Raw genomic sequence first — 21323 nt, forward strand, 5'->3', positions numbered from 1 at the left:
CAGGACCACACAGTGCACGACCACACAGCGCACGACCACACAGTGCACGACCACACACCGCACGACGCGAAAGGGAGCACCCCCGCATGGCCGGCAACGCAGACATGGTGGCCTTCATCCAGGCGCGGCTGGCCGAGGAGGAGCAGATCGCGCGGGACGCCGGGGGCGAGAGCTGGCGCTGCCCCGCCGATGTGCCGGGCGAGGTGCACGACCGCACCTCCGGTATCGCGTTCACCGTGCGCGGGGCCGGCTACGACCGGCACATCGCCCTCCAGGACCCGGCCCGCACCCTGGCGCGCATCGAGACCAGCCGGGTGCTGATGGGCGAGTACGTGGAGGTCGCGCATCTGGACACGGACCGGCCGGCCGCCGACTTCGACTCGGGCCGGGCCGTGGGGCTCGGCTTCGCCGTCCGCCAGCTCGCCGCGGAGTGGGCAGGGCACCCCGGCTACCAGGCGAAGTGGCTGCCGCGCTTCATCCGCTGAGAGCCCGGACGAAGGGCCCGCCAGGGAAGCGGGGGAGGGGCCGGGAACGGGCCGCCGGCGTGTGTGTCGGCCCGTCCGGGGCCGCGCGCGGGCGGTAGTGTCCGTGCCGTTCCCGCCCGCACACGGCCCGAAGGTCAGCCCGTGCAGCAGCCGTTCGTCGCCCTCGTCGTCAGCCGGGTCCTCGGGAGCCGGTGGTGGCGCGCCTTCCATGTCAGGGCCGCGCTGTCGGTGTCGCTGTTCACGGTCGTGGTGCTGCTCGCCGGGTCCGCCCTCGTGGTGACCGCCGAACGCGGCGCGCCCGGCGCCAACATCACCTCCTTCCCCCGGGCCCTGTGGTGGTCCGTGGAGACGGCGACCACCGTCGGATACGGGGACCTGTACCCCGTCACCCTCTGGGGCCGGGTGGTCGCCGGGGTGGTGATGCTCGCCGGGATCACCACCTTCGGGATGGTCACGGCGGCCATCGCCACCTGGTTCGTCGGCCGGGCGCACCGGGACGCGCGGGCGCTGGGCGAGGCCGTGCACCGGGTGGCGGGCGAGGGGGAGCAGGCCGCCCGCGACGAACTCCGTTCCCTGCACGAGCGGTTCGACCGCGTGGAGCGCCTGCTCGCGGAGCGCGGCGACCGCTGACCGCCGCGCTCCCGCGCCGGTGTCGGCCGAACCCGGCGTGGCACAGGGCGAGTTCGGCCGGTCTGATCCGGCGGCCCCGTGGGCAACCGGACAGTATGACGAAACTTCTGCGGAGGGACGGCGAGCCCGGCACGGGTTCCGCCGTGACGCGTGGTGCGAGGGGTACGGTCGCGGCCGTCGTGGCGGCGGGCGCGTGCCTCGTCCTGCTGGTGGCGCTGGTCGCCGGGTTCAATCCGTTCGGCGGGATCGGTGACCTCTTCGGCGAGCGCACCGAGGACCGGACCGGTCCCGCCCTGCTGAAATCCGTCCGGGACCTGGACCGTTACGAGGGCGCGGCCGGGGACTTCCAGGTCGTCGTGGACCTGGAGAAGGACACCAGGTTCCTGCCCGACGCCATCCGCGGCACCCGCACCCTGTTCGTCGGCGCCGGAAGCGTCTCGGCCTACGTCGACTTCGGCTCCCTCGGCGAGAAGAACGTCCAGGTGAACGAGGACCGGACGGAGGCCACCATCCGGCTCCCGCACGCCCGCCTCGGCTCCGCCACCCTGGACCCGGACCGCTCGTACGCGGTCGCCAAGGAGCGCGGGCTGCTGGACCGCCTCGGCGACCTGTTCTCCGGCAACCCGGCCGACGAACGCGCGGTGCACCGGCTCGCCGCCGACCACATCGACAAGGCGGCCCGGGAGAGCGAGCTGACCGGCCGCGCGGAGAAGAACGCCACCGCCATGCTGGAGGGCCTGCTGGGCTCGCTGGGGTTCCGAACCGTGACCGTCGTCTACGGTTGAGCCCTCTGATCCCCCCATCGCCGCCCGGACGAGGGCACGCGCGCCTGTGCCACTGTGTTCGACGGGGATCACGGGCGGCTACGGCTGGCCGCTGGTGCTGAGCCTGGCGGTCTCCGTCGAGATCGCGGAGACCGCCGGCGGCAAGACGGTCCGGGTGCGGCTGCCCCTGACCTGAGCCCCGGGCCGCCTGAGCCCCGGGTCGACGGCGGCGCGCGGGAACGGTCACACGGTATTCACACCCGGCGGGTCTTGCGGACGTCCGGGGCGGCAACACGAAGAACACCGGACAAGGAACCGCGTCCTCGGGAGGTTCTCCGTGACAGCCGTCGCCCTTCTCATACCCCCGCTCCTGCTCGGCCTGGTCGTGCTCCTCGACCGCTACGAGGAGTACATGCGGGCCACCAGCGCCCCTCGCCCACCGCGCGGAGTGCCGCCGGTCCCGCCGCTGCCCCTCGCCACCGGCGCCCGGACCGCGGGCGGGACCGGGCAGGCGGCCGGAGGTGATGTCCGCTGACCGCGGGAGAGTCCCGCGCGTCCCGGAAGCCGGCCGCCACCACCGACAGCGGGTGGGACGGCCGGCTTCCGGGACGCGCGAGGCGGGTCACGAGGTGTGTCGGAGGAGCGCGATCTCCGCGCAGATCGTCTTGCCGCCGTCGACGGGTGTGACCGTGACGTCCCGGCTGAGGCGGCGCACCAGGCCCCAGCCGAAGCCGCCGGGCCGCAGTCCGGGCGTGGTCGGGGCCTGCGGAAGTTCCGGGGAGCGGTCGGTCACACAGATGTGCACGGCGTCCCCCGTGAGCGTGGTCGCGAAGGCTGCCACGCCCCCGCCGTGGCGCAGGGCGTTGGTGACCAGTTCGGACGTCACGAGGAGGGCGTCGGCGACCGCCACGTCCGCCTCACTGCCGGTGTCCACCGGCCCGAGCGCCGAGACGAGCAACTCGCTCACCCGCCCGCGTGCTTCCGCTGCGGTGGCGGGCCGCTGCTTGTGGCCCGTGGCGAAGTGTTCCGTGGTCATCCTGCCCTCCTCCGTCCTGGTTCCCGCCCTTGGTCCCCGTCCCTGGTCCCGTCGCGCACGGCGGCGCACAGGCGAACGGTCGCAGAGGCGAATGGGAATCACACGCTCCTGGGCGTCCGCGGTGCGGGCGGCGCTGCGGCCGGACCCTTCCCGGGCCCGGGGCACGGCGGCGCGGAGCCGCCTGTCCGGCGGCCGGGGGGCGGATGGTGTGCCAACTCCGCCCCGCCGGGCTCGTGTACGTTGATGCGTGTTGCCCGTGGTCGCGTGAGCAAACCGCCCCGCAACGCCCGGGTGTCCGGCGGGCGCGGCCGGTAACCTCCTCGGCGCCCTCGCGGAGGGCGCCGACCCGGAGGACCCGCTGCTGGACGTGGTCGCCGCCGTGCAGGCCCGGGTCGGGGCGGAATGGGCGGCGAACCGGCTGACCGTGGCCCAGGAGCACGCCGCCACCGCCATCAACGAACGCGTCCACCCTCGTCCTCTCCGCGGCCGGGGATCTGGACCACGAGACCAGCCCCGACGCCCTCGCCCTGGTCCGCCGCGCGCTGGCCGGCCACCCCGGCCCGGCCGCCCTGCGCCTGGACCTCTCGGGTCTGAGCGTGATCGACTCGATGGGCCTGTCGGCCCTGCTGGTGATCCGCCGGCTGCCCCGGGACGCGGGCGCCGACCTGTGGCTCGACGGACGCCCGGAGCACCTGGACCGGCTCCTCGACCTCACCGGCACCCGGGAACATCTGACGGGCGGGGGCTGACCAGCGGACCCGCTGGTCAGCCCCCGCCCGTCGGCGGCCGGCCGCGCTCAGTGGGACCGCGAGGGCCGGTCCGTGCACAGCGCCCAGATGATGAAGACGTCGATGGCGATGGAGACGATCGCCCACACGGGCACATACGGCAGCCACATGAAGTTGAGCACCAGGCTCAGGGACGCGAGGCCCACGCCGAGCCCCCGGGCCCACGCCGCCTCGCTGAGGATGCCCCAGCCGGTGGCGAGCAGGACCACACCGAGGATCAGCAGGATCCAGCCCCAGGACGTGACGTCGAACTTGAAGACGTACTGCCCGAGCCGCGCGTAGACATCGTCCTCGGCGATGCCGGCGATGCCCTTGAAGATGTTGATCAGACCGTCGACGAGGAGGAGGACACCGGCGAAGACACTGCCGCCAGCCGCCCACGGGTTGGGCCCGGCGGACCCCGATCCACGTGACGTCGTCTGCTGGGACATGGGAACCTCCGGGCGCACGGGACGCCGGTCGCCCCGCGGGAAGGGCCCGTCCGGGCCACCTCCTCGATGCCGAGTCCCAGCGTGGGCCGAACGGGTGAGCACGGCGACCGGGATGCGCCCGAACGGGTGAAGCGGGTGGGCTCCCGCCGCGCGCCGCGCCGGGGGCGGCGGCACGTCCGAGCCGGGCCGAGAACGGCCGGCGGCGGGCGGGTGGCGGCAGGGCGCCGGCACTTCCAGGCCGGCGGCCGGGTGACGGTACGGGTGGGCCGGGCCGAGGACGGGTTGGCGGCGGCACTTCCGGGCCGGGCCGGGGACGACGGCCGGTGGGGTGTGGCGGTACGGCAGGCGGGCCGGACCGCCTCAGAGGGTCTCGCTCAGCGAGTCCGCCAGCCGCCGCCGCGCCGTGCGGGTCGCCGGCAGCGCCGCCGCCGCGGCCGCGCCCAGGACGGCCGCCGCCGCGACCCCCGCCAGGACCACCGCCGAGGGCGCCCGGGCCACACCCGCGCCCAGGCCGCTCGCGCGGGCCTGCGCGTCCACCAGCCAGCTGCCGGACACCACACCGGCCCCCACCGCGAGGACCGCCGCGGCCAGCGCGGTCAGCGCCGCCGCCGTCACGATCACCGCGCCGATCTGGCGCGGGGTCAGCCCGATCGCCTTCAGCGCCAGCAGATCCCGCCCCCGGTCCCGCACCCCGGTGCCGATCAGGGTCAGCAGCTCGATCAGGCCGATCAGGGCCAGCACCCCGACCACGGCCGTGATCACCGCCCGCGCCGGTTCCAGGCGGTCCGCGGGGTTGGACGTCTCCCGGATCTCCAGCGCGCCCCCGGCCGCCCCGGACAGCTCGTCGGCCACCGCACGGGGGTCCGCGCCCGGCCGCAGGACCAGCGCGTGGAAGCCGGTCCGCAGCTCCGGGTCGCGTTCCCGCAGGGTGTCGAGGGTGGTGACGGCGACCCGCCCGGCCGCGTCCGGCTCGATGCTGCGCCCGACGATGTGCAGCAGTTGGGGCCGCCCGCCGACCGTCATCCGCACCCAGTCACCCACCTCGGCCCCGAGCAGGTCGAGCAGCCCCTGACCGGCCACCGCCTCGTCCGGGCCGCTCGGGGCGCGGCCCTCGGCGACGGCGGAGGGGTAGGGGGCCTCGGCCGTGCCCAGGCCGCGCAGGACGACGGTGCCCGTCTGCCCCGGCACCAGCGCCGCCGTCTCGGCCCCCGGGTGGGCGGCCGCGACCCCGGGCGTCCGGGTGAGCAGCCGGGCCAGCTCCGCGTCCGATGCCCCACCGGGCTGCTCCGCGCGGACCGTCAGGGCGGCGGGCAGGCCCATTCGCTCCGGACGGTCCCGGAACTGGTCCAGGGTGGACCAGGCGACCAGCGCGGCCGTGATCAGCACCAGCGGCAGGGCGAGCCGCAGTACGGGCAGCAGGGTCCGCGCACGCAGCGGGAAGGCCGCCCGCCAGCCGAGCACCAGCGCCGGCGGCACCCGCAGCCCCAGCGCGCGCCGGCCGAGGGCGGTCATCGGCGCGGCGGCCGGGAACGCGGCGCGCGCCACCGGCACGGGCGGTACCCGGCCCGCCCGCCAGGCGGCCAGCGAGGTGGCGGCCGCGATCAGCAGCACCGCCCCGACCGGCACTCCGGTCATCAGCGCCGTATGGCCCGGCAGGTCCTGCCAGACGGCCACGGCGTCCCCGATGCGGCCCGGTATCCGGGGCCCGAGGACGGCCGTCGCCGCCGTGCCCAGCGCCACCCCGAGCAGCGCGAAGGCCAGATGTTGCACCAGGAACGCCCGTACCACCTGCCCCGGGGTGAAGCCCACGGCCTTGAGGACGGCGATGTCCCGCAACTGCCCGCGCACCCGCGCGGCGACCGCGCCCGAGGCGGCGAGCGCGGCGGAGAGCAGCGCGCCCAGGCCGAAGACGGCGAAGAGCTGCCCGAGGAGCCGGTCGTCACCGCCCGCCTCCGCACGGGCCTGCTGCCACTTGGTGACCTGGGCGACCCGGTCCGCGCCCAGCAGGGTCACGGCCCGCTGGACGGTGAAGTCGGTGTCGGCGGGGTCGGAGAGCCGCAGCCCGGTCGTCTGCTCCCCGGCCGCCCCCGTCGCGGGGCCCCCGGTGACCTGATCGAGAACGCCCGGGAGCACCCAGCCGACTCCCGGGTCGCCGCCCGGCCGGTACCGGGGCTCCGCCGCCTCGGCGACCCCCGCGACCCGCAGCGCGAGCGGGGAGCCGTCGGGGCCGGGGACCCGTACGGTGTCGCCGGGCGCGGCCCACAGGGCGGCGGCCACGGACCGCTCCAGCACGACCTCCGCCGCGCCGGGCCGCCCGCTGAGCCAGGAGCCGCCGGTGAGCAGCGGCCGGGCGGTCTCCGGCGGCTCGGTACCGGTGGCGCGCAGCTCTACCCCGGCCCGCGCGCCCCGGGCGGTGGCGGTCACCGTCGCGGTGCGGAAGGGGCCGGACACGGCCTCGACGCCGTCGAGCCGGGAGAGGGCCGCGGTGTCCGCGCCGGCGCGGGTGTGCAGCCAGATGTGGGCGCCCTGCGACTGGTTGAAGATCCGCTGCCAGGGGTTGGCCGCGTAGCCGAACAGGGCGCCCGCCAGCAGCAGGGAGGCGATGATCCCGGCGCTCGCGAGCACCACGAACAGGGCCTCGCCGCGGTGCGCGCGGAGATCGGCGTGCGCCCAGCGCAGCGTCGCCCGCACGGTCAGTCCCGCAGTTCGAGGACGCCGGACACCCCGCCGCGGGCGGCGCCGCCGCCGTCGCCCAGCTCCGCGTCGTCGGCTATCCGCCCGTCGAAGAAGCTGATCACGCGGTCGGCGGCGCTGGCCATCCGGGCGTCGTGGGTCACCATCAGGACCGTCTGGCCGCGGGCGTGGAAGCGGGAGAGCAGCCGCAGGACCTCGCGGGTGCCCTTGCTGTCCAGGCTGCCCGCCGGCTCGTCGGCCAGCAGCAGCGCCGGGTGGTTGACCAGGGCCCGCGCCAGGGCGACCCGCTGCTGCTCGCCGCCGGACAGCTCACCGGGCACGGCCCGCTCACGGCCCTCCAGGCCGAGTTCCGCCAGCAGTTCCGCGCGCGAGGCGCGGGCGGCGGCGGGGGAGGCCCCGGCGAGCAGGGCGGGGAGTTCGACGTTGTCCGCGACGGTGAGGTTGGAGACCAGGTTGAAGAACTGGAAGACGATGCCGATCCGCCGGCGGCGCAGCTGGGCCCAGCGGGCCTCGCGGTAGGTGTCGACGCGCTCCCCGTCGAGCCACAGCTTGCCGCTGTCGGGGCGCTGGAGGCCGCCGACCAGGTGCAGCAGGGTGGACTTGCCGGCTCCGGAGGGACCGGTGACGGCGACGAACTCGCCCGGCCGCACGGTCAGGTCCACGCCGCGCACCGCGTGCACGGGCGTGCCCTCCCCGTGGTGGGTCTTGACCAGCTGCTCGGCCCGCACGATGGGCGGTGCCTCGCCCCCGGCCGGGGCCTTGCTCACTCCAGCTCCTCCTGACAGCGCTCCAGCCAGTCCAGATCGGCCTGCAGATGCAGCATGGCGCCCTCGATCAGCAGCTGGGAGACCGTGTTGTCCCGGTCCTCGGCGGCGGCGAGCTTCGACAGGTTCCGCATGGTGTTGAGGTACTGCCGCCGCTGCCGGTTGATCAGGGCGACCGGATCGGCGAGGCCCGACTCGGGGGCGAGGGCGAGCTTCATGAAGAACTCGTCGCGCACCCGCGGCTCGTCGGTGGTCTCCTCGAACCAGGCCAGCACCGCCTCGCGCCCGGCCTCGGTCAGCCGGTAGGTGCGCTTGTTGGGCCGGCCCGACTGCTCGACGTCCTCGCCGTCGATCAGACCGCTCTTCTCCAGCCGGCCGAGGGTGACGTACACCTGGCCGACGTTCGGCTGAGGGTACGCGGCGCCCAGGAGCTTCTCAAGGTCCTGTTTCAACTCGTACCCGTGCGCGGGACCGCGGGTGAGCAGTGCCAGGAGCGGCAGCCGCACGCGCTCCCCCTCTCTCCCGCTGCGTAGTTTCCTGTTGGTGTCCGGTGGCCGTACGGTTCGACGGCACGGTGCGCCCGCCTGCGCCTTCGGGCACAGTGCGGACACCCCCTAGTATCGCCCATGCCTAACCGGTATATATAGGCCACGATGTTCGGCAGCGCAGCCGGATCGCGTACCGGGAGGAAACCTATGCGGTGGATGCGTGCCGCGGGTAGGGGTCTCCTGGTCGCGGCGGTTCTGCTCGCCGCGCACGCGGGCGCCGGGGTGCCCGGCGGCGGCGCGGCGGGTGCGGGCGCGCGTGGCCCGATGACGCTGGTGACGGCCGGCGATCTCACCGGCTATCTCCCGCCGCTGATCGAGGAGTGGAACGAGGAGCACCCCGAGGAGCGGGTCACCCTCGTCGAGCTGCCTGAGTCGGCGGACGAGACCCGGGCGCAGATGATCAGCGAACTGCGCGCCGGCAGTGACCGGTTCGACGTGCTGAACATCGACGTGGCCTGGACCTCGGAGTTCGCCGCCGCGAAGTGGATAGCGCCGCTGGAGCGGGACCGCTTCGAGCTCGACGCCTTCCTGAGCCCGGTGGTGGACACCGCCACCTTCGACGGTCGGCTCTACGCCGTGCCGTATGTGACCAACGCGGGGCTGCTCTACTACCGCAAGGACATCCTGGAACGCGAGGGCCTGGACCCGCCGCGCACCTGGGAGGAGCTGGCCCGCCAGGCGCGCGAGGTCGCCCCCCGCCATGGACTCGACGGCTACGCCGGCCAGTTCCTGCCCTATGAGGGCCTCACGGTGAACGCGACCGAGGCGGTGCACTCGGCGGGCGGATCGATCCTGCGGGACGACGGGGACCGGGTCAGCGTCGACTCCCGGGCGGCCCGCGCCGCCTTCGGCTTCCTGGCCGGCGGGGTCCGCGAGGGCTGGATTCCGCGCGAGGCCCTCCAGTGGAAGGAGGAGGAGTCCCGCCGGGCGTTCCAGCAGGGCGAACTCCTCTTCCTGCGCAACTGGCCCTATGTGTACGCCGACGCGGCGGCCAAGGGCTCCCCGGTCGCCGGCCGGTTCGGCGCGGTGCCGCTGCCCGGGCCCGGTGGGCCGGGCACCAGCGTCCTCGGCGGGTCGAACCTGGCGGTCAGCAGCCATGCCCGCCACCCCGCCTCGGCCGCCGACCTGATAGCGCATCTGACCGGCGAGACCGTGCAGCGCCGGGTGCTCACCGAGGGCTCGCTGCCGCCGGTGCGGGCGGATCTGTACGAGGACCCGGCCCTGGTGCGCGCGTACCCGTATCTGCCCACGCTGCGGCAGAGCGTGCTGAGCGCCGTGCCCCGCCCCAAGAGCCCCCGCTACGACCAGGTGAGCCTGGCCGTGCAGGCGGTCGTCCAGGACGTGATGGCCCTGCGGGGGACCCCCGACGAGGCGGTCGCCCGCCTGGCGCGCGAACTCGCCGCCATCTCCCGCCGGGGCTGAGCCCTCTTTCACCCGCTCTCGACCCCCTACTTACGCGTTAAGTAGGGGGTCGAGGTGCGTCCGGGTCTTCGATCATGAGTAAACAGGGACAAATCACCCCAGTTTTCGGCGTTCTCACGACACACCGTTGACACCTTTCCGTCGCTGCTACTTAACATGCATGCATAACGCGGCGCCCGCTCGTGGCGCCCCTCGCATCCAGCAGAAACAGGTCGACGCGAGATGCCCAGCACCCTTGCGGCCGGTACCGGCCATCCCTTCCGCAACGCCCCCGGCGCCGACGCCTGGTGGCGGGACGCGGTGATCTACCAGGTCTACGTCCGCAGCTTCCTGGACAGCACCGGCGACGGGATCGGCGATCTCGCCGGCGTCCGCGCCGGACTGCCCTACCTGCGCAAACTCGGCGTCGACGGCATCTGGCTCAGCCCGTTCTACCCGTCCCCGCAGCACGACCACGGCTACGACGTCGCCGACTACCGCGACGTCGACCCGGTCTACGGCGACCTGGCCGAGTTCGACCGCCTGGTGGCCGACGCCCACCGCCTCGGCCTCCGGCTCCTCCTCGACATCGTCCCCAACCACTGCTCCAGCGAGCATCCCTGGTTCCGCGCCGCGCTCGCCGCCCCTCCCGGCGCCCCCGAACGGGCCCGCTTCCACTTCGCCCCCGGCCGCGGCCCCGGCGGCGAAGAGCCGCCCAACAACTGGCGGGCCATGTTCGGCGGCCCCGCCTGGAGCCGCACCACCGGCCCCGGCGGCGAGCCCGGCGAGTGGTACCTCCACCTCTTCACGCCCGAGCAGCCCGACCTCAACTGGCGTGACCCGCGCGTCGGGGACGACTTCGAGGACGTGCTCCGCTTCTGGCTCGACCGGGGCGTCGACGGCTTCCGGATCGATGTCGCGGCCGGCCTCTACAAGCACCCCGACCTGCCCGACTCCGACGACCCCGAGGCCGACGAACGCAGCCGCGACTCCGTCAACCCCCTCGCCTGGAACCAGCCCGAGGTCCACGGGGTGTGGCGCCGCTGGCGGGCCGTCGCCGACGAGTACGCGGCCCGGGACGGCCGCGACCGGCTCCTCGTCGGCGAGGTCTCCGTCCCCACCGCCCGCGAACACGCCCAGTACGTGCGCCCCGACGAACTGCACCAGGCGTTCTTCTTCGACCTGCTCAGCGCCCCCTGGGACGCGGCCGCCTTCCGCTCCGTCATCGACGAGGCCATGCGGGACATCGCAGGCACCGGCTCCACCGTCACCTGGGTCCTCAACAACCACGACCAGGTCCGCACCGTCACCCGCTACGCCGGTGAACCCGGTGTCGAGGGCAGCGGACTCGGCGCCGCCCGCGCCCGGGCCGCCGCCATGCTGATGCTCGCCCTCCCCGGCGCCGCCTACGTCTACCAGGGCGAGGAACTCGGCCTCCCCGAGGTCCTCGACCTGCCCGACGAGGTGCTGACCGACCCCATCTTCCGCCGCACCGGCAGCCGCCGGCGCATCCGCGACGGCTGCCGCGTCCCGCTGCCCTGGTCCGGCCACGCCTCCCCGTTCGGCTTCAGCCAGGGCGAGGCCGGTGCCCGGCCGTGGCTCCCGCAGCCCGAGTGGTTCGCCGCCCACGCCACCGACCGGGCCCTCGCCGACACCCGCTCCTTCTGGCACCTCTACCGCGAGGGCCTCCAACTGCGCCGCTCCCTGCCCCAGTTGGGCGAGGGCACGCTCCGGTGGCTCGACGCCCCGCCCCAGGTGCTCGCGATGGCCCGGGGCGACGGCCTGATCTGCGCGGTCAACTTCGGCACCGAGACCGTCCCCGCGCCCGTCGCCGCCACCCCGCTGCTCGCCAGCGGCCCCTGCCCCGACGGTCTGCTCCCCGGCGCCACCGCCGCCTGGTGGACCGCCGACCACGCCTGAGCCCCCTGCTCGTCGACCCCTCCCACCCCTCCCGGAAGGACCCGGACCATGCCACGACCCGCCCAGCCCGCCCGCAACGCCCGCCGCAGGCGCACCCTCACCGCCACGGCCGCCCTCGCCGCCGCCGTCGCCCTCACCGCGACCGCCTGCGGCGGGAACGCCACCCCCGCCGGCGGCGGTGAACTCAGCGGTGAGACCGTCACCGTCGCCGGTGTGTGGACCGGCAGCGAGCAGAAGAACTTCAAGAAGGTGCTGGACGCCTTCACCGAGAAGACCGGTGCCAAGACCGTCTTCGTCCCCTCCGGCGACAACGTCTCCACCTTCGTCGGCAGCAAGATCGAGGGCGGCAACGCGCCCGACGTGGTGATGGTTCCGCAGGTCGGCGTGCTCAAGCAGTTCGCCGCCGAGGGCTGGCTCCAGCCCCTGTCGAAGACGGCCGAGAAGAGCGCCACGGACGGCCTCGCCCCGGTCTGGAAGGACTACGGCTCGGTCGACGGCACCTACTACGGCCTGTACTTCAAGGCCGCCCACAAGTCGACCGTCTGGTACGACCCCGAGGCGTTCACCCAGGCCGGTGTCGAGGAGCCCGCCACCTACGAGGAGCTGCTGGAGACCGGCCGCACCCTCGCCGACTCCGGCCGCCCCGCGTTCGCGATAGCCGGCGAGGACGGCTGGACCCTCACCGACTGGTTCGAGAACATCTACCTCTCCCAGGCCGGACCGGAGAAGTACGACAAGCTCGCGCAGCACGAGCTCAAGTGGACCGACCCCAGCGTGGTCACGGCGCTGACCACCCTCGGCGAGGTCTTCAAGGACCGGCAGCTCGTCGCCGGCGGCCCCCAGGGCGCCCTGCGCACCGACTTCCCCGCCTCCGTCGAGCACGTCTTCGGCCCCGAGCCCAAGGCCGGCATGGTCTACGAGGGCGACTTCGTCGGCGGTGTCGCCCGCGACGAGTTCGGCCGCACCCCCGGCGAGGACGCCAAGTTCTTCCCGTTCCCCGCGGTCGGCGGCGGCGAGGCCCCCGTCGTCAGCGGCGGCGACGCGGCCGTGGTCCTGAAGAAGGGGAAGAACCCCGACGCCGGTATGAAGCTCCTGGAGTACCTGGCCACCCCCGAGGCCGCCGAGGTCTGGGCGGGCGCGGGCGGCTTCCTCTCACCCAACAAGAACGTCTCCGCCGAGGCGTACGCCGACGACATCACCCGGCAGACCGCCAAGTCCCTGGTGGACGCGGGCGACTCGGTCCGCTTCGACATGTCCGACCAGGCCCCCGCCGCCTTCGGCGGGACCAGGGGAGCCGGGCAGTGGAAGCTCCTCCAGGACTTCCTGCGCGACCCGTCCGACCCGAAGGGCACCGCCGCGAAGCTCGAAGCCGCGGCCGCCAAGGCGTACGGGAACTGAGGCATCCCCATGGCCCCCACCGCCCCGGCCGCCCCGACGGCCGGGCGCGGGAGCCCCGCTCCCGCGCCCGGCCCGGGCGCCGCCGCCGACCGCAGGCGGCGCGCCCAGCGCCGCAAGCGCCTCGTCGCCGTCCTCTTCGTCCTCCCCGCCCTGCTGCTCCTCGGCGCCCTCGTCGTCTACCCGGTCGTCTTCTCCGTCGGCCGCAGCCTCTTCGACGCGAGCGGCGACCGCTTCGTGGGCGGCGCCAACTACGCCGAGATCTTCCGGGACCCGGCCACCCTCAAGGCCGTCCGCAACAGCACCATCTGGGTGGTGATCGCCCCGCTGCTGCTGACCGGCCTCGGGCTGATCCTCGCCGTGCTCACCGAGAAGGTGCGCTGGGCCACCGCGTTCAAGCTGGTCCTCTTCCTGCCGATGGCGGTCTCCTTCCTCGCCGCCGGGATCGTCTTCCGGCTCGCCTACGAGCAGGACCCGGAACGCGGTGTGCTCAACGCCGTCGTCACCGGCGTCCACGACACCTTCGAGGACCCGGCCGCCTACCCCACCGCCCGGGCCCGCGAGGGCGAGGGACTGACCGGGAAGCCCGGCGGCCCCTACACCACCGACCGCGCCCACGGGCCCGGGGACCCGGCCGCCCTCGGCTTCGTCGGCGTCGCCCCCGAGGACGTGCCCGCGGGCGCCCGGCCCGCCGCCCGCCCCGACGCGTCCGGCATCGGGGGAGTGGCCTGGCTCGACTTCGCGCCCGGCGGCGGCACCCGGGGCGAGATCGACCCCGCCGAGAAGGGCCTGCCCGGCCTCACCGTGGAGGCGGTGCGCGACGGGAAGACGGTGGCCACCACCACGACCGCCGCCGACGGCACCTTCCGCTTCGAGGGCCTCGCCGACGGCGCGTACGCATTCCGGCTCCCCGCGTCGAACTTCGCCGCCCCCTACCAGGGCGTCAACTGGCTCGGCCCGGCCCTGGTCACCCCCGCCGTCATCGGCGCCTACCTCTGGGTGTGGACCGGCTTCGCCATGGTGCTGATCGGCGCCGGGCTCGCGGCCATCCCGCGCGACGCCCTGGAGGCGGCCCGGATGGACGGCGCGAGCGAGGGCCAGATCTTCCGGAGGATCACCGTCCCGCTGCTGGCGCCCGTCCTCACCGTCGTCTTCGTCACCCTCGTCATCAATGTGATGAAGGTCTTCGACCTGGTCTGGATCATCGCCCCCGGACCCGTCCAGGAGGATGCCGGGGTGATCGCCACCCGGATGTGGCTGGTCTCCTTCGGCGGCGGCAACGACCAGGGGCTCGGCAGCGCCCTGAGTGTGCTGCTCCTGCTGCTGGTCGTCCCCGCGATGATCTTCAACGTGCGACGCTTCCGGAGGAACGGATCATGAGCGGACCCGGCACCGTCGAACGGCCCCGCGCCACCGCCGCCCCGCCCCCGCGGCCCCCGGCCAAAAGCCCCGCCGGCCCCTCCCGGCGCCGGCGCGGCCTCACCCGGTGGCTGAACAGCGCCGCCGTCCAGGCCCTGCTGGCCGTCGTCGCCCTGGTGTGGATCACCCCGCTCGCCGGGCTGCTGCTGTCCTCGCTCCGCTCGGAGCGGGACAACGCCGCCGGGGGCTGGTGGACCGCCCTGACCGACCCGGCCCAGCTGTCCCTGGACAACTACACGGCCCTCCTCGCGGACTCCGGCATCACCGACGCCTTCTGGAACACCGTCCTCATCTCCGTGCCCACCACGGTCCTGGTCGTCGGCATCGCCGCCCTCGCCGGGTACGCCTTCGCCTGGCTGGAGTTCCCCGGCCGGGACTGGATCTTCCTGGTGGTCGTCGGGCTGCTGGTGGTCCCCGTCCAGATCGGGCTGCTGCCCGTCGCCAAGCTCTTCGGCGCCCTCGGACTCTTCGGGACCGTCCCCGGTGTGGTCCTCTTCCACGTCGCCTACGGACTGCCGTTCGCCGTCTTCCTGCTGCGGAACTACTTCGCCGAGATCCCCCGGGAGATGCTGGAGGCCGCGCGCATGGACGGCGGCGGGGAGTGGCGGATCTTCTCCCGGCTGGTGCTGCCGCTGGGCCGGCCCGCGCTGGCCAGCCTGGCCATCTTCCAGTTCCTCTGGGTGTGGAACGACATGCTGGTGGCGCTGCTCTTCGCGGACAGCGGCTCCCAGCCGCTCACCGTCGCCCTCCAGTCCCAGATGCGCCAGTTCGGCAGCAATATCGGGGTCCTCGCCCCGGGCGCCTTCCTCTCCCTGATCGTGCCCCTGGTGGTGTTCTTCGCCTTCCAGCGGCACTTCGTCCAGGGGGTCATGGCGGGCTCGGTCAAATAGCCGGGCACCTTCCGGCCCGCGCCGGACGCGGCCCGCCCACGGGGGAGCGGGCCGCGTTCGGACGGGGGCCCGTCACGAGATATCTTGATGTCGAGCAATGTTGCAGACGTGGAGAGCGGAGCACCAGGTGACTGACTCGACCATCATCTATACGCACACCGACGAGGCGCCCGCCCTGGCGACGCACTCGTTCCTGCCTGTGATCCAGGCGTACGCATCGACGGCCGGTGTCACCGTGGAGACCCGTGACATCTCGCTCGCGGGACGGATCATCTCCCAGTTCCCCGAGTACCTCGACGAGAGCCGGCGCATCGACGACGCCCTCACCGAGCTGGGCGAGCTGGCGAAGACGCCCGCGGCGAACATCATCAAGCTTCCGAACATCTCGGCCTCCATCCCGCAGCTCAAGGCCGCGGTCGCCGAGCTCAAGGAGCAGGGCTACGCCCTCCCCGACTACCCGGACGACCCGAAGACCGACGAGGAGCGCGAGATCCGCGCCCGCTACGACAAGGTCAAGGGCAGCGCCGTCAACCCGGTCCTGCGCGAGGGCAACTCCGACCGCCGCGCCCCGGCCTCGGTGAAGAACTACGCCAAGGCCCACCCGCACCGCATGGGCGCCTGGAGCGCCGACTCCAAGACCAACGTCGCCACCATGGGCGTCGACGACTTCCGCGCCACCGAGAAGTCCACCGTGGTCGCCGCCGACGGCACCGTGCGCATCGAGCTCAAGGGCGACGACGGCAGCACCACCGTGCTGCGCGAGTCGGTCCCCGTCCTCGCCGGCGAGGTGATCGACGCCTCCGTGATGCGCGTCGCCGCCCTGCGCGAGTTCCTGACCGAGCAGGTCGCCCGGGCGAAGGCGGAGGGCGTGCTGTTCTCCGTGCACCTCAAGGCCACCATGATGAAGGTCTCCGACCCGATCGTCTTCGGCCACGTCGTCCGCGCCTTCTTCCCGAAGACCTTCGCCCAGTACGGCGACGTCCTCGCCAAGGCCGGCCTCACCCCGAACGACGGCCTCGGCGGCATCTTCAAGGGCATCGAGTCCCTGCCCGAGGGCGCCGAGATCAAGGCCGCCTTCGACGCCGAGCTGGCCGAGGGCCCGGCCCTCGCCATGGTCGACTCCGACCGCGGCATCACCAACCTGCACGTCCCCTCGGACGTCATCGTGGACGCCTCCATGCCGGCCATGATCCGCACCTCCGGCCACATGTGGGGCCCCGACGGCCAGGAGGCCGACACCCTCGCCGTCCTCCCGGACAGCAGCTACGCGGGCGTCTACCAGGCCGTCATCGAGGACTGCCGCGCCAACGGCGCCTACGACCCGGCCACCATGGGCTCCGTACCCAACGTCGGCCTGATGGCGCAGAAGGCCGAGGAGTACGGCAGCCACGACAAGACCTTCGAGATCCCGGCCACCGGCACCGTGCGCGTTGTCGACGCCGACGGCAACGCCCTGCTGGAGCAGACGGTCGGCGCGGGCGACATCTTCCGCATGTGCCAGACCAAGGACGCCCCGATCCGCGACTGGGTCAAGCTCGCCGTCACCCGCGCCCGCGCCACCGGCGACCCGGCCGTCTTCTGGCTGGACGAGGGCCGCGCCCACGACGCCCAGCTCATCGAGAAGGTCAAGGCGTACCTGCCCGAGCACGACACCGAGGGCCTGGACATCCGCATCCTCGCCCCGGTCGAGGCGACCAAGCTCTCCGTGGAGCGCATCCGCCGCGGCGAGAACACCATCTCCGTCACCGGCAACGTGCTGCGCGACTACCTGACCGACCTCTTCCCCATCCTGGAGCTGGGCACCAGCGCCAAGATGCTGTCGGTCGTCCCGCTGATGAACGGCGGCGGCCTCTTCGAGACCGGCGCCGGCGGCTCCGCCCCGAAGCACGTCCAGCAGCTCGTCAAGGAGAACTACCTCCGCTGGGACAGCCTCGGCGAGTTCCTCGCCCTGGCCGTCAGCTTCGAGCACCTGGCCACGACCACGGGCAACGCGCGCGCCCAGGTCCTCGCCGACACCCTCGACCGCGCCACCGGCACCTTCCTCAACGAGGACAAGTCGCCGAGCCGGAAGCTGGGCGGCATCGACAACCGCGGCAGCCACTTCTACCTGGCCCTCTACTGGGCGCAGGAGCTGGCCAAGCAGACCGACGACGCGCAGCTCGCGGAGGCGTTCGCGCCCCTCGCCAAGACCCTCGCCGAGCAGGAGGAGACCATCGTCTCCGAGCTGATCGCCGTGCAGGGCTCCCCGGCCGGGATCGGCGGCTACTACCAGCCCGACCCGGCGAAGGCGGCGGCCGTGATGCGTCCCTCGAAGACGCTGAACCAGGCCATCGACAGCCTGCGCTGACCCGTCCGCCGGGGCCCGGACCGCTCGGTCCGGGCCCCGGCGCATGCCCAAGGGCCCCGGCGCATGCCCAAGGGCCCCGGCGCATGCCCAAGGGGCGGGGCGCATGCCCAAGGGGCGGCCGCCCGTCCTCCGGGTGACCGCCCCTTCGGCCGGACCGCGAGGGTCCGGCGGATGCCTCAGTAGCGCTCGACGAGCGGCGCGCCCTCGTAGAGGGAGCCCGACAGGCCCAGGGTGGCGTCGTACGCCTTCTCCTGGTCGCCGTTGGCATCGTGCTCCTCGATCGCGTCGTTGACCGCGTCCCGCAGGGCCTTGTCGTCCTTGTCCATGCCGATGCCGTAGGGCTCCTCGGTGAACGGCGCCCCGACGACCTTCAGCTTGTCCGGGGTCTGGGCCGCGTAGCCCTTGAGGATCGCGTCGTCGGTGGTGACCGCGTCGACCTCGCCCGCGAGCAGCTTCGCGACGCACTCGGAGTAGGTCTCGGTGGAGACCGTGGTCGTCCGGTACTCCTTCTTCTGCATCTCCAGCAGCGCCGTCGAGCCCGTCACCGAGCAGACCGTCTTGTTCTGGAGCGAGTACGGTCCGCTGATCGTCCGGTCGTTCTTGCGGACGAGGAGGTCCGCGCCGGCCATGTAGTACGGCCCGGCGAAGCCGACCTTCTTCTTCCGCTCCTCGTTGATCGTGTACGTGCCCACGTACAGATCGACGTCCCCGCTCGCGATCGCGGCCTCGCGGCGGCTGGTCGGGAAGGTCTTGAACTCGATGGACCGCGCCGCGAACCCGAGGTCCGCCGCGACCATCTTGGCCACCTCGATGTCGAAACCGGACCGGGTGCCCGTCTCGTCCTGGTAGCCGAGGAAGGGCTGGTCGCTCTTGACGCCGATCACGAGCTTGCCCGCCTTCTTGGCGCGGGTGAGCGTGGGGGAGTCGAACGAGACGTCCGTGGCGACCTTGTAGGTCGGCAGCCGCGGCCGGTCGCCCAGCGTGGCGGTGCTGCTCGACGGCTCGCTCTCGGCCGTTCCGGAGTCCCCGCTGCACGACGTGGCGGTGAGGGTGACCGCAAGTACGCTGACCGCCGCGAACGCGGCCGACTTGCAGGGCTTCATGGTGCGACTTCCTTCGTTCCTGGCGATCCGGGAGAGCAGTGACTTCCGCGGATCTCGCGGTGCGCTGCTCCGGCACCGGGCGCACGGCTCCCCCTGCTGCGCCGCCCCCCGATTCCGAGCACCCTAGAGACAGACAAGTCCGACCGTCATCAGATCTGAGCTGAAATTGAGCATCACGTTCCGGAAACGGCCGTGACAGGGTGTACGCGGATCGGTCGATGGCCGTTTTGGGTGCTTTTGGTGGTATGTGGGGTCGAGGTGTCCGGGTGGGGCCTCAGTGCCGGGCGAGGGCGCGCGGCGGGCTGCTGTTGAGGTAGTGGTCCCCGATGTCGCGCAGACTGCGGGCCGGCGAGTGATGAGCCGTCAGGACGCGCGCGTTGCGCCAGAACCGGTCGAGCCCGGGATCGCCGTCCGCGGGGTCGCTGCTGTGGAAGAGCCCCAGGACCCGGGTGGTGATCCCCACCGCGGCCCGCGCGACGACCGCCTCGGCGGTGCCGACCAGCGCGGCGATGTCCGCGCCCTCCTCCGCGTCCAGGCCGGCCCCGGCGTCGAGCCCCCGGGCCAGCGCGCGGACGGCCTCCTCGGCGACGGCCGCCGCGGCGTGCGCCTCGGTGGCGGACTCCCCATACGCGAGCAGCAGATAGGGGTCCGCGTCCGGGAGCTCCCCGAAGGCCCGGCCGCCGTGGCGGGACCGGGCGGCGGCCCGGTCGGCGAGGCTGATGTCCCGGGCCTCCGCGAGCGCCCCCTCCGCCGTACCCAGGGCCACCTGGCTGAGCAGCAGCCGCAGCACCAGCGGGGCGAGAGCGGCGCGCGGCGCGACGGCGTGCTCGTCGCGGGGGACGGTCCCGATCACGGAGCGGGCGCTCACCGGGACGGCGTCGAAGACCACGCTGCCGGCCCCGGTCAGCCGCTGGCCCAGCCGGTCCGCGGACGGGCTCGCCGTCACCCCCGGGTGGGCGGGGTCCACCAGGACGACCACCGCGTCCCCGGACTCGGTGGACCGCGCGTCCACCACCAGCCGGTCGGCGACGGTGGCCCCCGCGTCGAGGGTCAGCCGCCCGCTCAGCACCCGGCCCCGGCCGGACGGCGCGAGGACCAGGGCCGGTTCGGCGCCGTCCGGGTCGCCGGGGAGCCCGCTCGTGCCGGGCAGGCCGGTCCCGCCCGGCCGGCCGACGGCGCCGGCCAGCAGCCGCCCCTCCCGGGCCGTCGCCGCCTCGAACCGTTCGGCGTCCTCGGGTGTCCCGAGCAGCCGCGCGGTCCAGGCCAGCGCGTAGTGACGGGCGAGGAGTTCGGCGACGGAGCTGTCGGCGGCGGCCAGTTCGGTCAGGGCGGTACAGGCGGCGGGGAGGTCCGCGCCCTCGCGGTCCGCTCCCGGCGGCACCAGCAGCGCGGGCAGTCCCGCCTCCTTGAGGCGGGCGACCTCGTCGTACGGCGGCTTGCCCGCCCGGTCGCGGGCCGGCGCGTCGAGGGCCAGGTCGTCGGCGAGCTCCCGGACGACGCGGGGCCAGTGGCCGTCATGGGCCGTACGGCCCACGGGAGTCGACGTGCGCACTGCCCACCTCACAGGTTCTCCGGTTTTCCTATCGGAATGGTAGGGATCGATGGTGTCAGAGGTGCGGGGGCCGCCCAAGAGGGCGTTCGAGGAGTGGACACCCGGCATCCGGATCCCGGACGACCCGCCGTGACGGGCGCGGTCGCTGACGGGGTGTCCGATCCGCTTGCCCAGCAGGCGGGGGAGGCGCGAGGGGGCGGGGGCGGCGGTGCTCGGGTCCGGGCTGCCGGGGCGTGGCGGCAGGGCCGGAAACGATCGGAACGGGGCCGGAAAGCGCCCCGGTCGGGCGGTCGGGCGGCGGTCCGGGGTCGGGCTGGTCGGGCCACGCGGCCGAGTCCCCGGTCAGGGACGGTTCGGCCGGCCGGGTCCGGTCGGGGGACCGGTTCCGGCCGGCGGTCCGTCAGGGGTTGGTCCAGGCGGCCGGGTCCTCCGTCAGGGCCGTCACCTCGTCCGGCAACTGCGCGGAGGCGACCGCCTCCAGCGTCACGCCCTCCAGGATCTGCCGCACCCCCGCGCGCAGCGCGATCCACAGCGGTTGCAGCGTCCGCGCGGGCCCGGTGTACGCCAGCTCCGGCGGGCGGGTGCCCCGCACCGAGACCAGTGGGCCGTCCACGGCCCGGATGACGTCCGCGATCGTGATCGCGCCCGGCGGCCGGGCCAGCCAGTAACCGCCGTTGCCGCCGCGCTGGCTCTGCACCAGTCCGCCCCGGCGCAGATCGCCGAGGATCCCCTCCAGGAACTTGTGCGGGATGCCCTGGGCCTCGGCGATGGCCTCGGCCTTCAGGGGCCCGCGGTCCCGGGCGGAGGCGAGCTGCACGGCGGCGCACACCGCGTAGTCGGCTCTGGCTGAAATGCGCATGAGCCCGAGTATTCCGTACCCCGGTTTTCGTCCCCGTCCGGACCGGGCAGCGGCGTCCGGCGGGGGAGGGCGCGCACCCGGGGCGCACGTCGGGCGGGACGCGCACGCCCCCTTGACGGGCCCCGCGCGCGGCTCGACACTCGGGCGGACAGAGCAGCGAGCGCGCGGGCCGAACGGACAGGCGGGCAGGACGTCATGAGACACGCAGCCACGGAGAACGGCGGTTCCGCGCGGCCGTCCGTGCTGCTCACCTCGCGCCGCCACATCGATCTGCTGCGCGTCTGCAGCGCCGCCTAG

General features: G+C 73.9%; 19 protein-coding genes and 2 pseudogenes. 13 read left to right on the forward strand and 8 right to left on the reverse strand.

Annotated features, from left to right (window positions below; genetic code table 11):
• Positions 1-86: 86 nt before the first annotated feature.
• The 5 genes from ABZ457_RS21015 (at position 87) to ABZ457_RS21035 (ending at position 2414) form a co-directional block, all read left to right on the forward strand.
• Complete coding sequence (locus tag ABZ457_RS21015; RefSeq protein ID WP_359159335.1) at positions 87-485, forward strand: DUF6221 family protein; 399 nt, start codon at positions 87-89, stop codon at positions 483-485.
• Positions 486-626: 141 nt separating this feature from the next.
• Positions 627-1115 carry a potassium channel family protein gene (locus ABZ457_RS21020; RefSeq protein ID WP_359159337.1) on the forward strand — a complete coding sequence of 163 codons (489 nt, stop codon included), beginning with the start codon at positions 627-629 and terminating at the stop codon, positions 1113-1115.
• A gap of 95 nt (positions 1116-1210) precedes the next feature.
• Positions 1211-1900 (forward strand): DUF4230 domain-containing protein, encoded by a 690-nt coding sequence (locus tag ABZ457_RS21025; RefSeq protein WP_359159339.1) that lies wholly within the window; start codon positions 1211-1213, stop codon positions 1898-1900.
• 46 nt (positions 1901-1946) lie between these two features.
• Entirely contained in the window at positions 1947-2075 is a 129-nt protein-coding gene (locus ABZ457_RS21030) for a hypothetical protein (protein ID WP_359159341.1), read from the forward strand.
• 141 nt (positions 2076-2216) lie between these two features.
• Entirely contained in the window at positions 2217-2414 is a 198-nt protein-coding gene (locus tag ABZ457_RS21035) for a hypothetical protein (RefSeq protein ID WP_359159343.1), read from the forward strand.
• A gap of 87 nt (positions 2415-2501) precedes the next feature.
• Here the strand turns inward: ABZ457_RS21035 and ABZ457_RS21040 are convergent, their stop codons facing one another.
• The gene (locus ABZ457_RS21040) at positions 2502-2915 is read right to left on the reverse strand and encodes an ATP-binding protein (protein ID WP_359159345.1); all 414 of its coding nucleotides are present in this window, start codon (positions 2913-2915) and stop codon (positions 2502-2504) included.
• 304 nt (positions 2916-3219) lie between these two features.
• Between ABZ457_RS21040 and ABZ457_RS21045 the strand changes: the two are divergent.
• Positions 3220-3381: pseudogene (locus ABZ457_RS21045) on the forward strand (B12-binding domain-containing protein); the annotation flags it as partial.
• Between the two features lie 22 nt (positions 3382-3403).
• Positions 3404-3664: pseudogene (locus ABZ457_RS21050) on the forward strand (STAS domain-containing protein); the annotation flags it as partial.
• 47 nt (positions 3665-3711) lie between these two features.
• Here ABZ457_RS21050 and ABZ457_RS21055 read toward each other — a convergent pair.
• The 4 genes from ABZ457_RS21055 to ABZ457_RS21070 all read right to left on the reverse strand — a co-directional run bounded on the left by ABZ457_RS21055 (position 3712) and on the right by ABZ457_RS21070 (position 8098).
• Positions 3712-4134 (reverse strand): hypothetical protein, encoded by a 423-nt coding sequence (locus ABZ457_RS21055; RefSeq protein WP_359159347.1) that lies wholly within the window; start codon positions 4132-4134, stop codon positions 3712-3714.
• 360 nt (positions 4135-4494) lie between these two features.
• The gene (locus ABZ457_RS21060) at positions 4495-6825 is read right to left on the reverse strand and encodes an FtsX-like permease family protein (RefSeq protein ID WP_359159349.1); all 2331 of its coding nucleotides are present in this window, start codon (positions 6823-6825) and stop codon (positions 4495-4497) included.
• Positions 6826-6827: 2 nt separating this feature from the next.
• On the reverse strand, positions 6828-7595 hold the full coding sequence (locus tag ABZ457_RS21065) for an ABC transporter ATP-binding protein (RefSeq protein WP_359159351.1): 768 nt from the start codon (positions 7593-7595) through the stop codon (positions 6828-6830).
• Positions 7592-8098, reverse strand: a complete 507-nt coding sequence (locus ABZ457_RS21070) for a PadR family transcriptional regulator (protein ID WP_359159353.1) — start codon at positions 8096-8098, stop codon at positions 7592-7594. Before ABZ457_RS21070 ends, ABZ457_RS21065 begins: the two co-directional genes overlap by 4 nt.
• Before the next feature lie 189 nt (positions 8099-8287).
• Here ABZ457_RS21070 and ABZ457_RS21075 point away from each other — a divergent pair, with 189 nt between their 5' ends.
• From ABZ457_RS21075 to ABZ457_RS21100, 6 genes are all read left to right on the forward strand, one after another.
• A complete protein-coding gene (locus ABZ457_RS21075) occupies positions 8288-9562 on the forward strand; it encodes an ABC transporter substrate-binding protein (RefSeq protein WP_359159355.1) in 1275 nt (424 codons plus the stop codon).
• A 222-nt stretch (positions 9563-9784) separates the two neighbouring features.
• The gene (locus ABZ457_RS21080) at positions 9785-11461 is read left to right on the forward strand and encodes a glycoside hydrolase family 13 protein (RefSeq protein WP_359159357.1); all 1677 of its coding nucleotides are present in this window, start codon (positions 9785-9787) and stop codon (positions 11459-11461) included.
• 48 nt (positions 11462-11509) lie between these two features.
• Entirely contained in the window at positions 11510-12859 is a 1350-nt protein-coding gene (locus tag ABZ457_RS21085; protein ID WP_359159359.1) for an ABC transporter substrate-binding protein, read from the forward strand.
• Between the two features lie 9 nt (positions 12860-12868).
• On the forward strand, positions 12869-14236 hold the full coding sequence (locus ABZ457_RS21090) for a sugar ABC transporter permease (RefSeq protein ID WP_359159361.1): 1368 nt from the start codon (positions 12869-12871) through the stop codon (positions 14234-14236).
• Positions 14233-15165, forward strand: a complete 933-nt coding sequence (locus ABZ457_RS21095) for a carbohydrate ABC transporter permease (RefSeq protein WP_359159363.1) — start codon at positions 14233-14235, stop codon at positions 15163-15165. The genes ABZ457_RS21090 and ABZ457_RS21095 overlap by 4 nt, the downstream gene beginning before the upstream one ends.
• A 127-nt stretch (positions 15166-15292) precedes the next feature.
• Positions 15293-17512: an NADP-dependent isocitrate dehydrogenase gene (locus tag ABZ457_RS21100; RefSeq protein WP_359159365.1), complete on the forward strand. Its 2220-nt coding sequence runs from the start codon at positions 15293-15295 to the stop codon at positions 17510-17512.
• Between the two features lie 176 nt (positions 17513-17688).
• Here the strand turns inward: ABZ457_RS21100 and ABZ457_RS21105 are convergent, their stop codons facing one another.
• From ABZ457_RS21105 to ABZ457_RS21115, 3 genes are all read right to left on the reverse strand, one after another.
• Positions 17689-18615 carry a glutamate ABC transporter substrate-binding protein gene (locus tag ABZ457_RS21105; RefSeq protein ID WP_359159367.1) on the reverse strand — a complete coding sequence of 309 codons (927 nt, stop codon included), beginning with the start codon at positions 18613-18615 and terminating at the stop codon, positions 17689-17691.
• 274 nt (positions 18616-18889) lie between these two features.
• Complete coding sequence (locus ABZ457_RS21110) at positions 18890-20167, reverse strand: acyl-CoA dehydrogenase family protein (protein WP_359159369.1); 1278 nt, start codon at positions 20165-20167, stop codon at positions 18890-18892.
• A 400-nt stretch (positions 20168-20567) separates the two neighbouring features.
• Entirely contained in the window at positions 20568-21026 is a 459-nt protein-coding gene (locus tag ABZ457_RS21115; protein ID WP_359159371.1) for an Rrf2 family transcriptional regulator, read from the reverse strand.
• Positions 21027-21323: the final 297 nt, after the last annotated feature.

This window comes from Streptomyces sp. NPDC005805 (assembly GCF_040630445.1).
Taxonomy (GTDB): Bacteria; Actinomycetota; Actinomycetes; order Streptomycetales; family Streptomycetaceae; genus Streptomyces.

Excerpts from the sequence above, each read along its gene's own strand:
- ABZ457_RS21015 (WP_359159335.1), top strand. The coding sequence starts at position 87 with ATGGCCGGCAACGCAGACATGGTGGCCTTCATCCAGGCGCGGCTGGCC.
- ABZ457_RS21025 (WP_359159339.1), top strand. The coding sequence starts at position 1,211 with ATGACGAAACTTCTGCGGAGGGACGGCGAGCCCGGCACGGGTTCCGCC.
- ABZ457_RS21040 (WP_359159345.1), bottom strand. The coding sequence starts at position 2,915 with ATGACCACGGAACACTTCGCCACGGGCCACAAGCAGCGGCCCGCCACC.
- ABZ457_RS21055 (WP_359159347.1), bottom strand. The coding sequence starts at position 4,134 with ATGTCCCAGCAGACGACGTCACGTGGATCGGGGTCCGCCGGGCCCAAC.
- ABZ457_RS21075 (WP_359159355.1), top strand. The coding sequence starts at position 8,288 with ATGCGGTGGATGCGTGCCGCGGGTAGGGGTCTCCTGGTCGCGGCGGTT.
- ABZ457_RS21080 (WP_359159357.1), top strand. The coding sequence starts at position 9,785 with ATGCCCAGCACCCTTGCGGCCGGTACCGGCCATCCCTTCCGCAACGCC.
- ABZ457_RS21085 (WP_359159359.1), top strand. The coding sequence starts at position 11,510 with ATGCCACGACCCGCCCAGCCCGCCCGCAACGCCCGCCGCAGGCGCACC.
- ABZ457_RS21090 (WP_359159361.1), top strand. The coding sequence starts at position 12,869 with ATGGCCCCCACCGCCCCGGCCGCCCCGACGGCCGGGCGCGGGAGCCCC.
- ABZ457_RS21095 (WP_359159363.1), top strand. The coding sequence starts at position 14,233 with ATGAGCGGACCCGGCACCGTCGAACGGCCCCGCGCCACCGCCGCCCCG.
- ABZ457_RS21105 (WP_359159367.1), bottom strand. The coding sequence starts at position 18,615 with ATGAAGCCCTGCAAGTCGGCCGCGTTCGCGGCGGTCAGCGTACTTGCG.
- ABZ457_RS21115 (WP_359159371.1), bottom strand. The coding sequence starts at position 21,026 with ATGCGCATTTCAGCCAGAGCCGACTACGCGGTGTGCGCCGCCGTGCAG.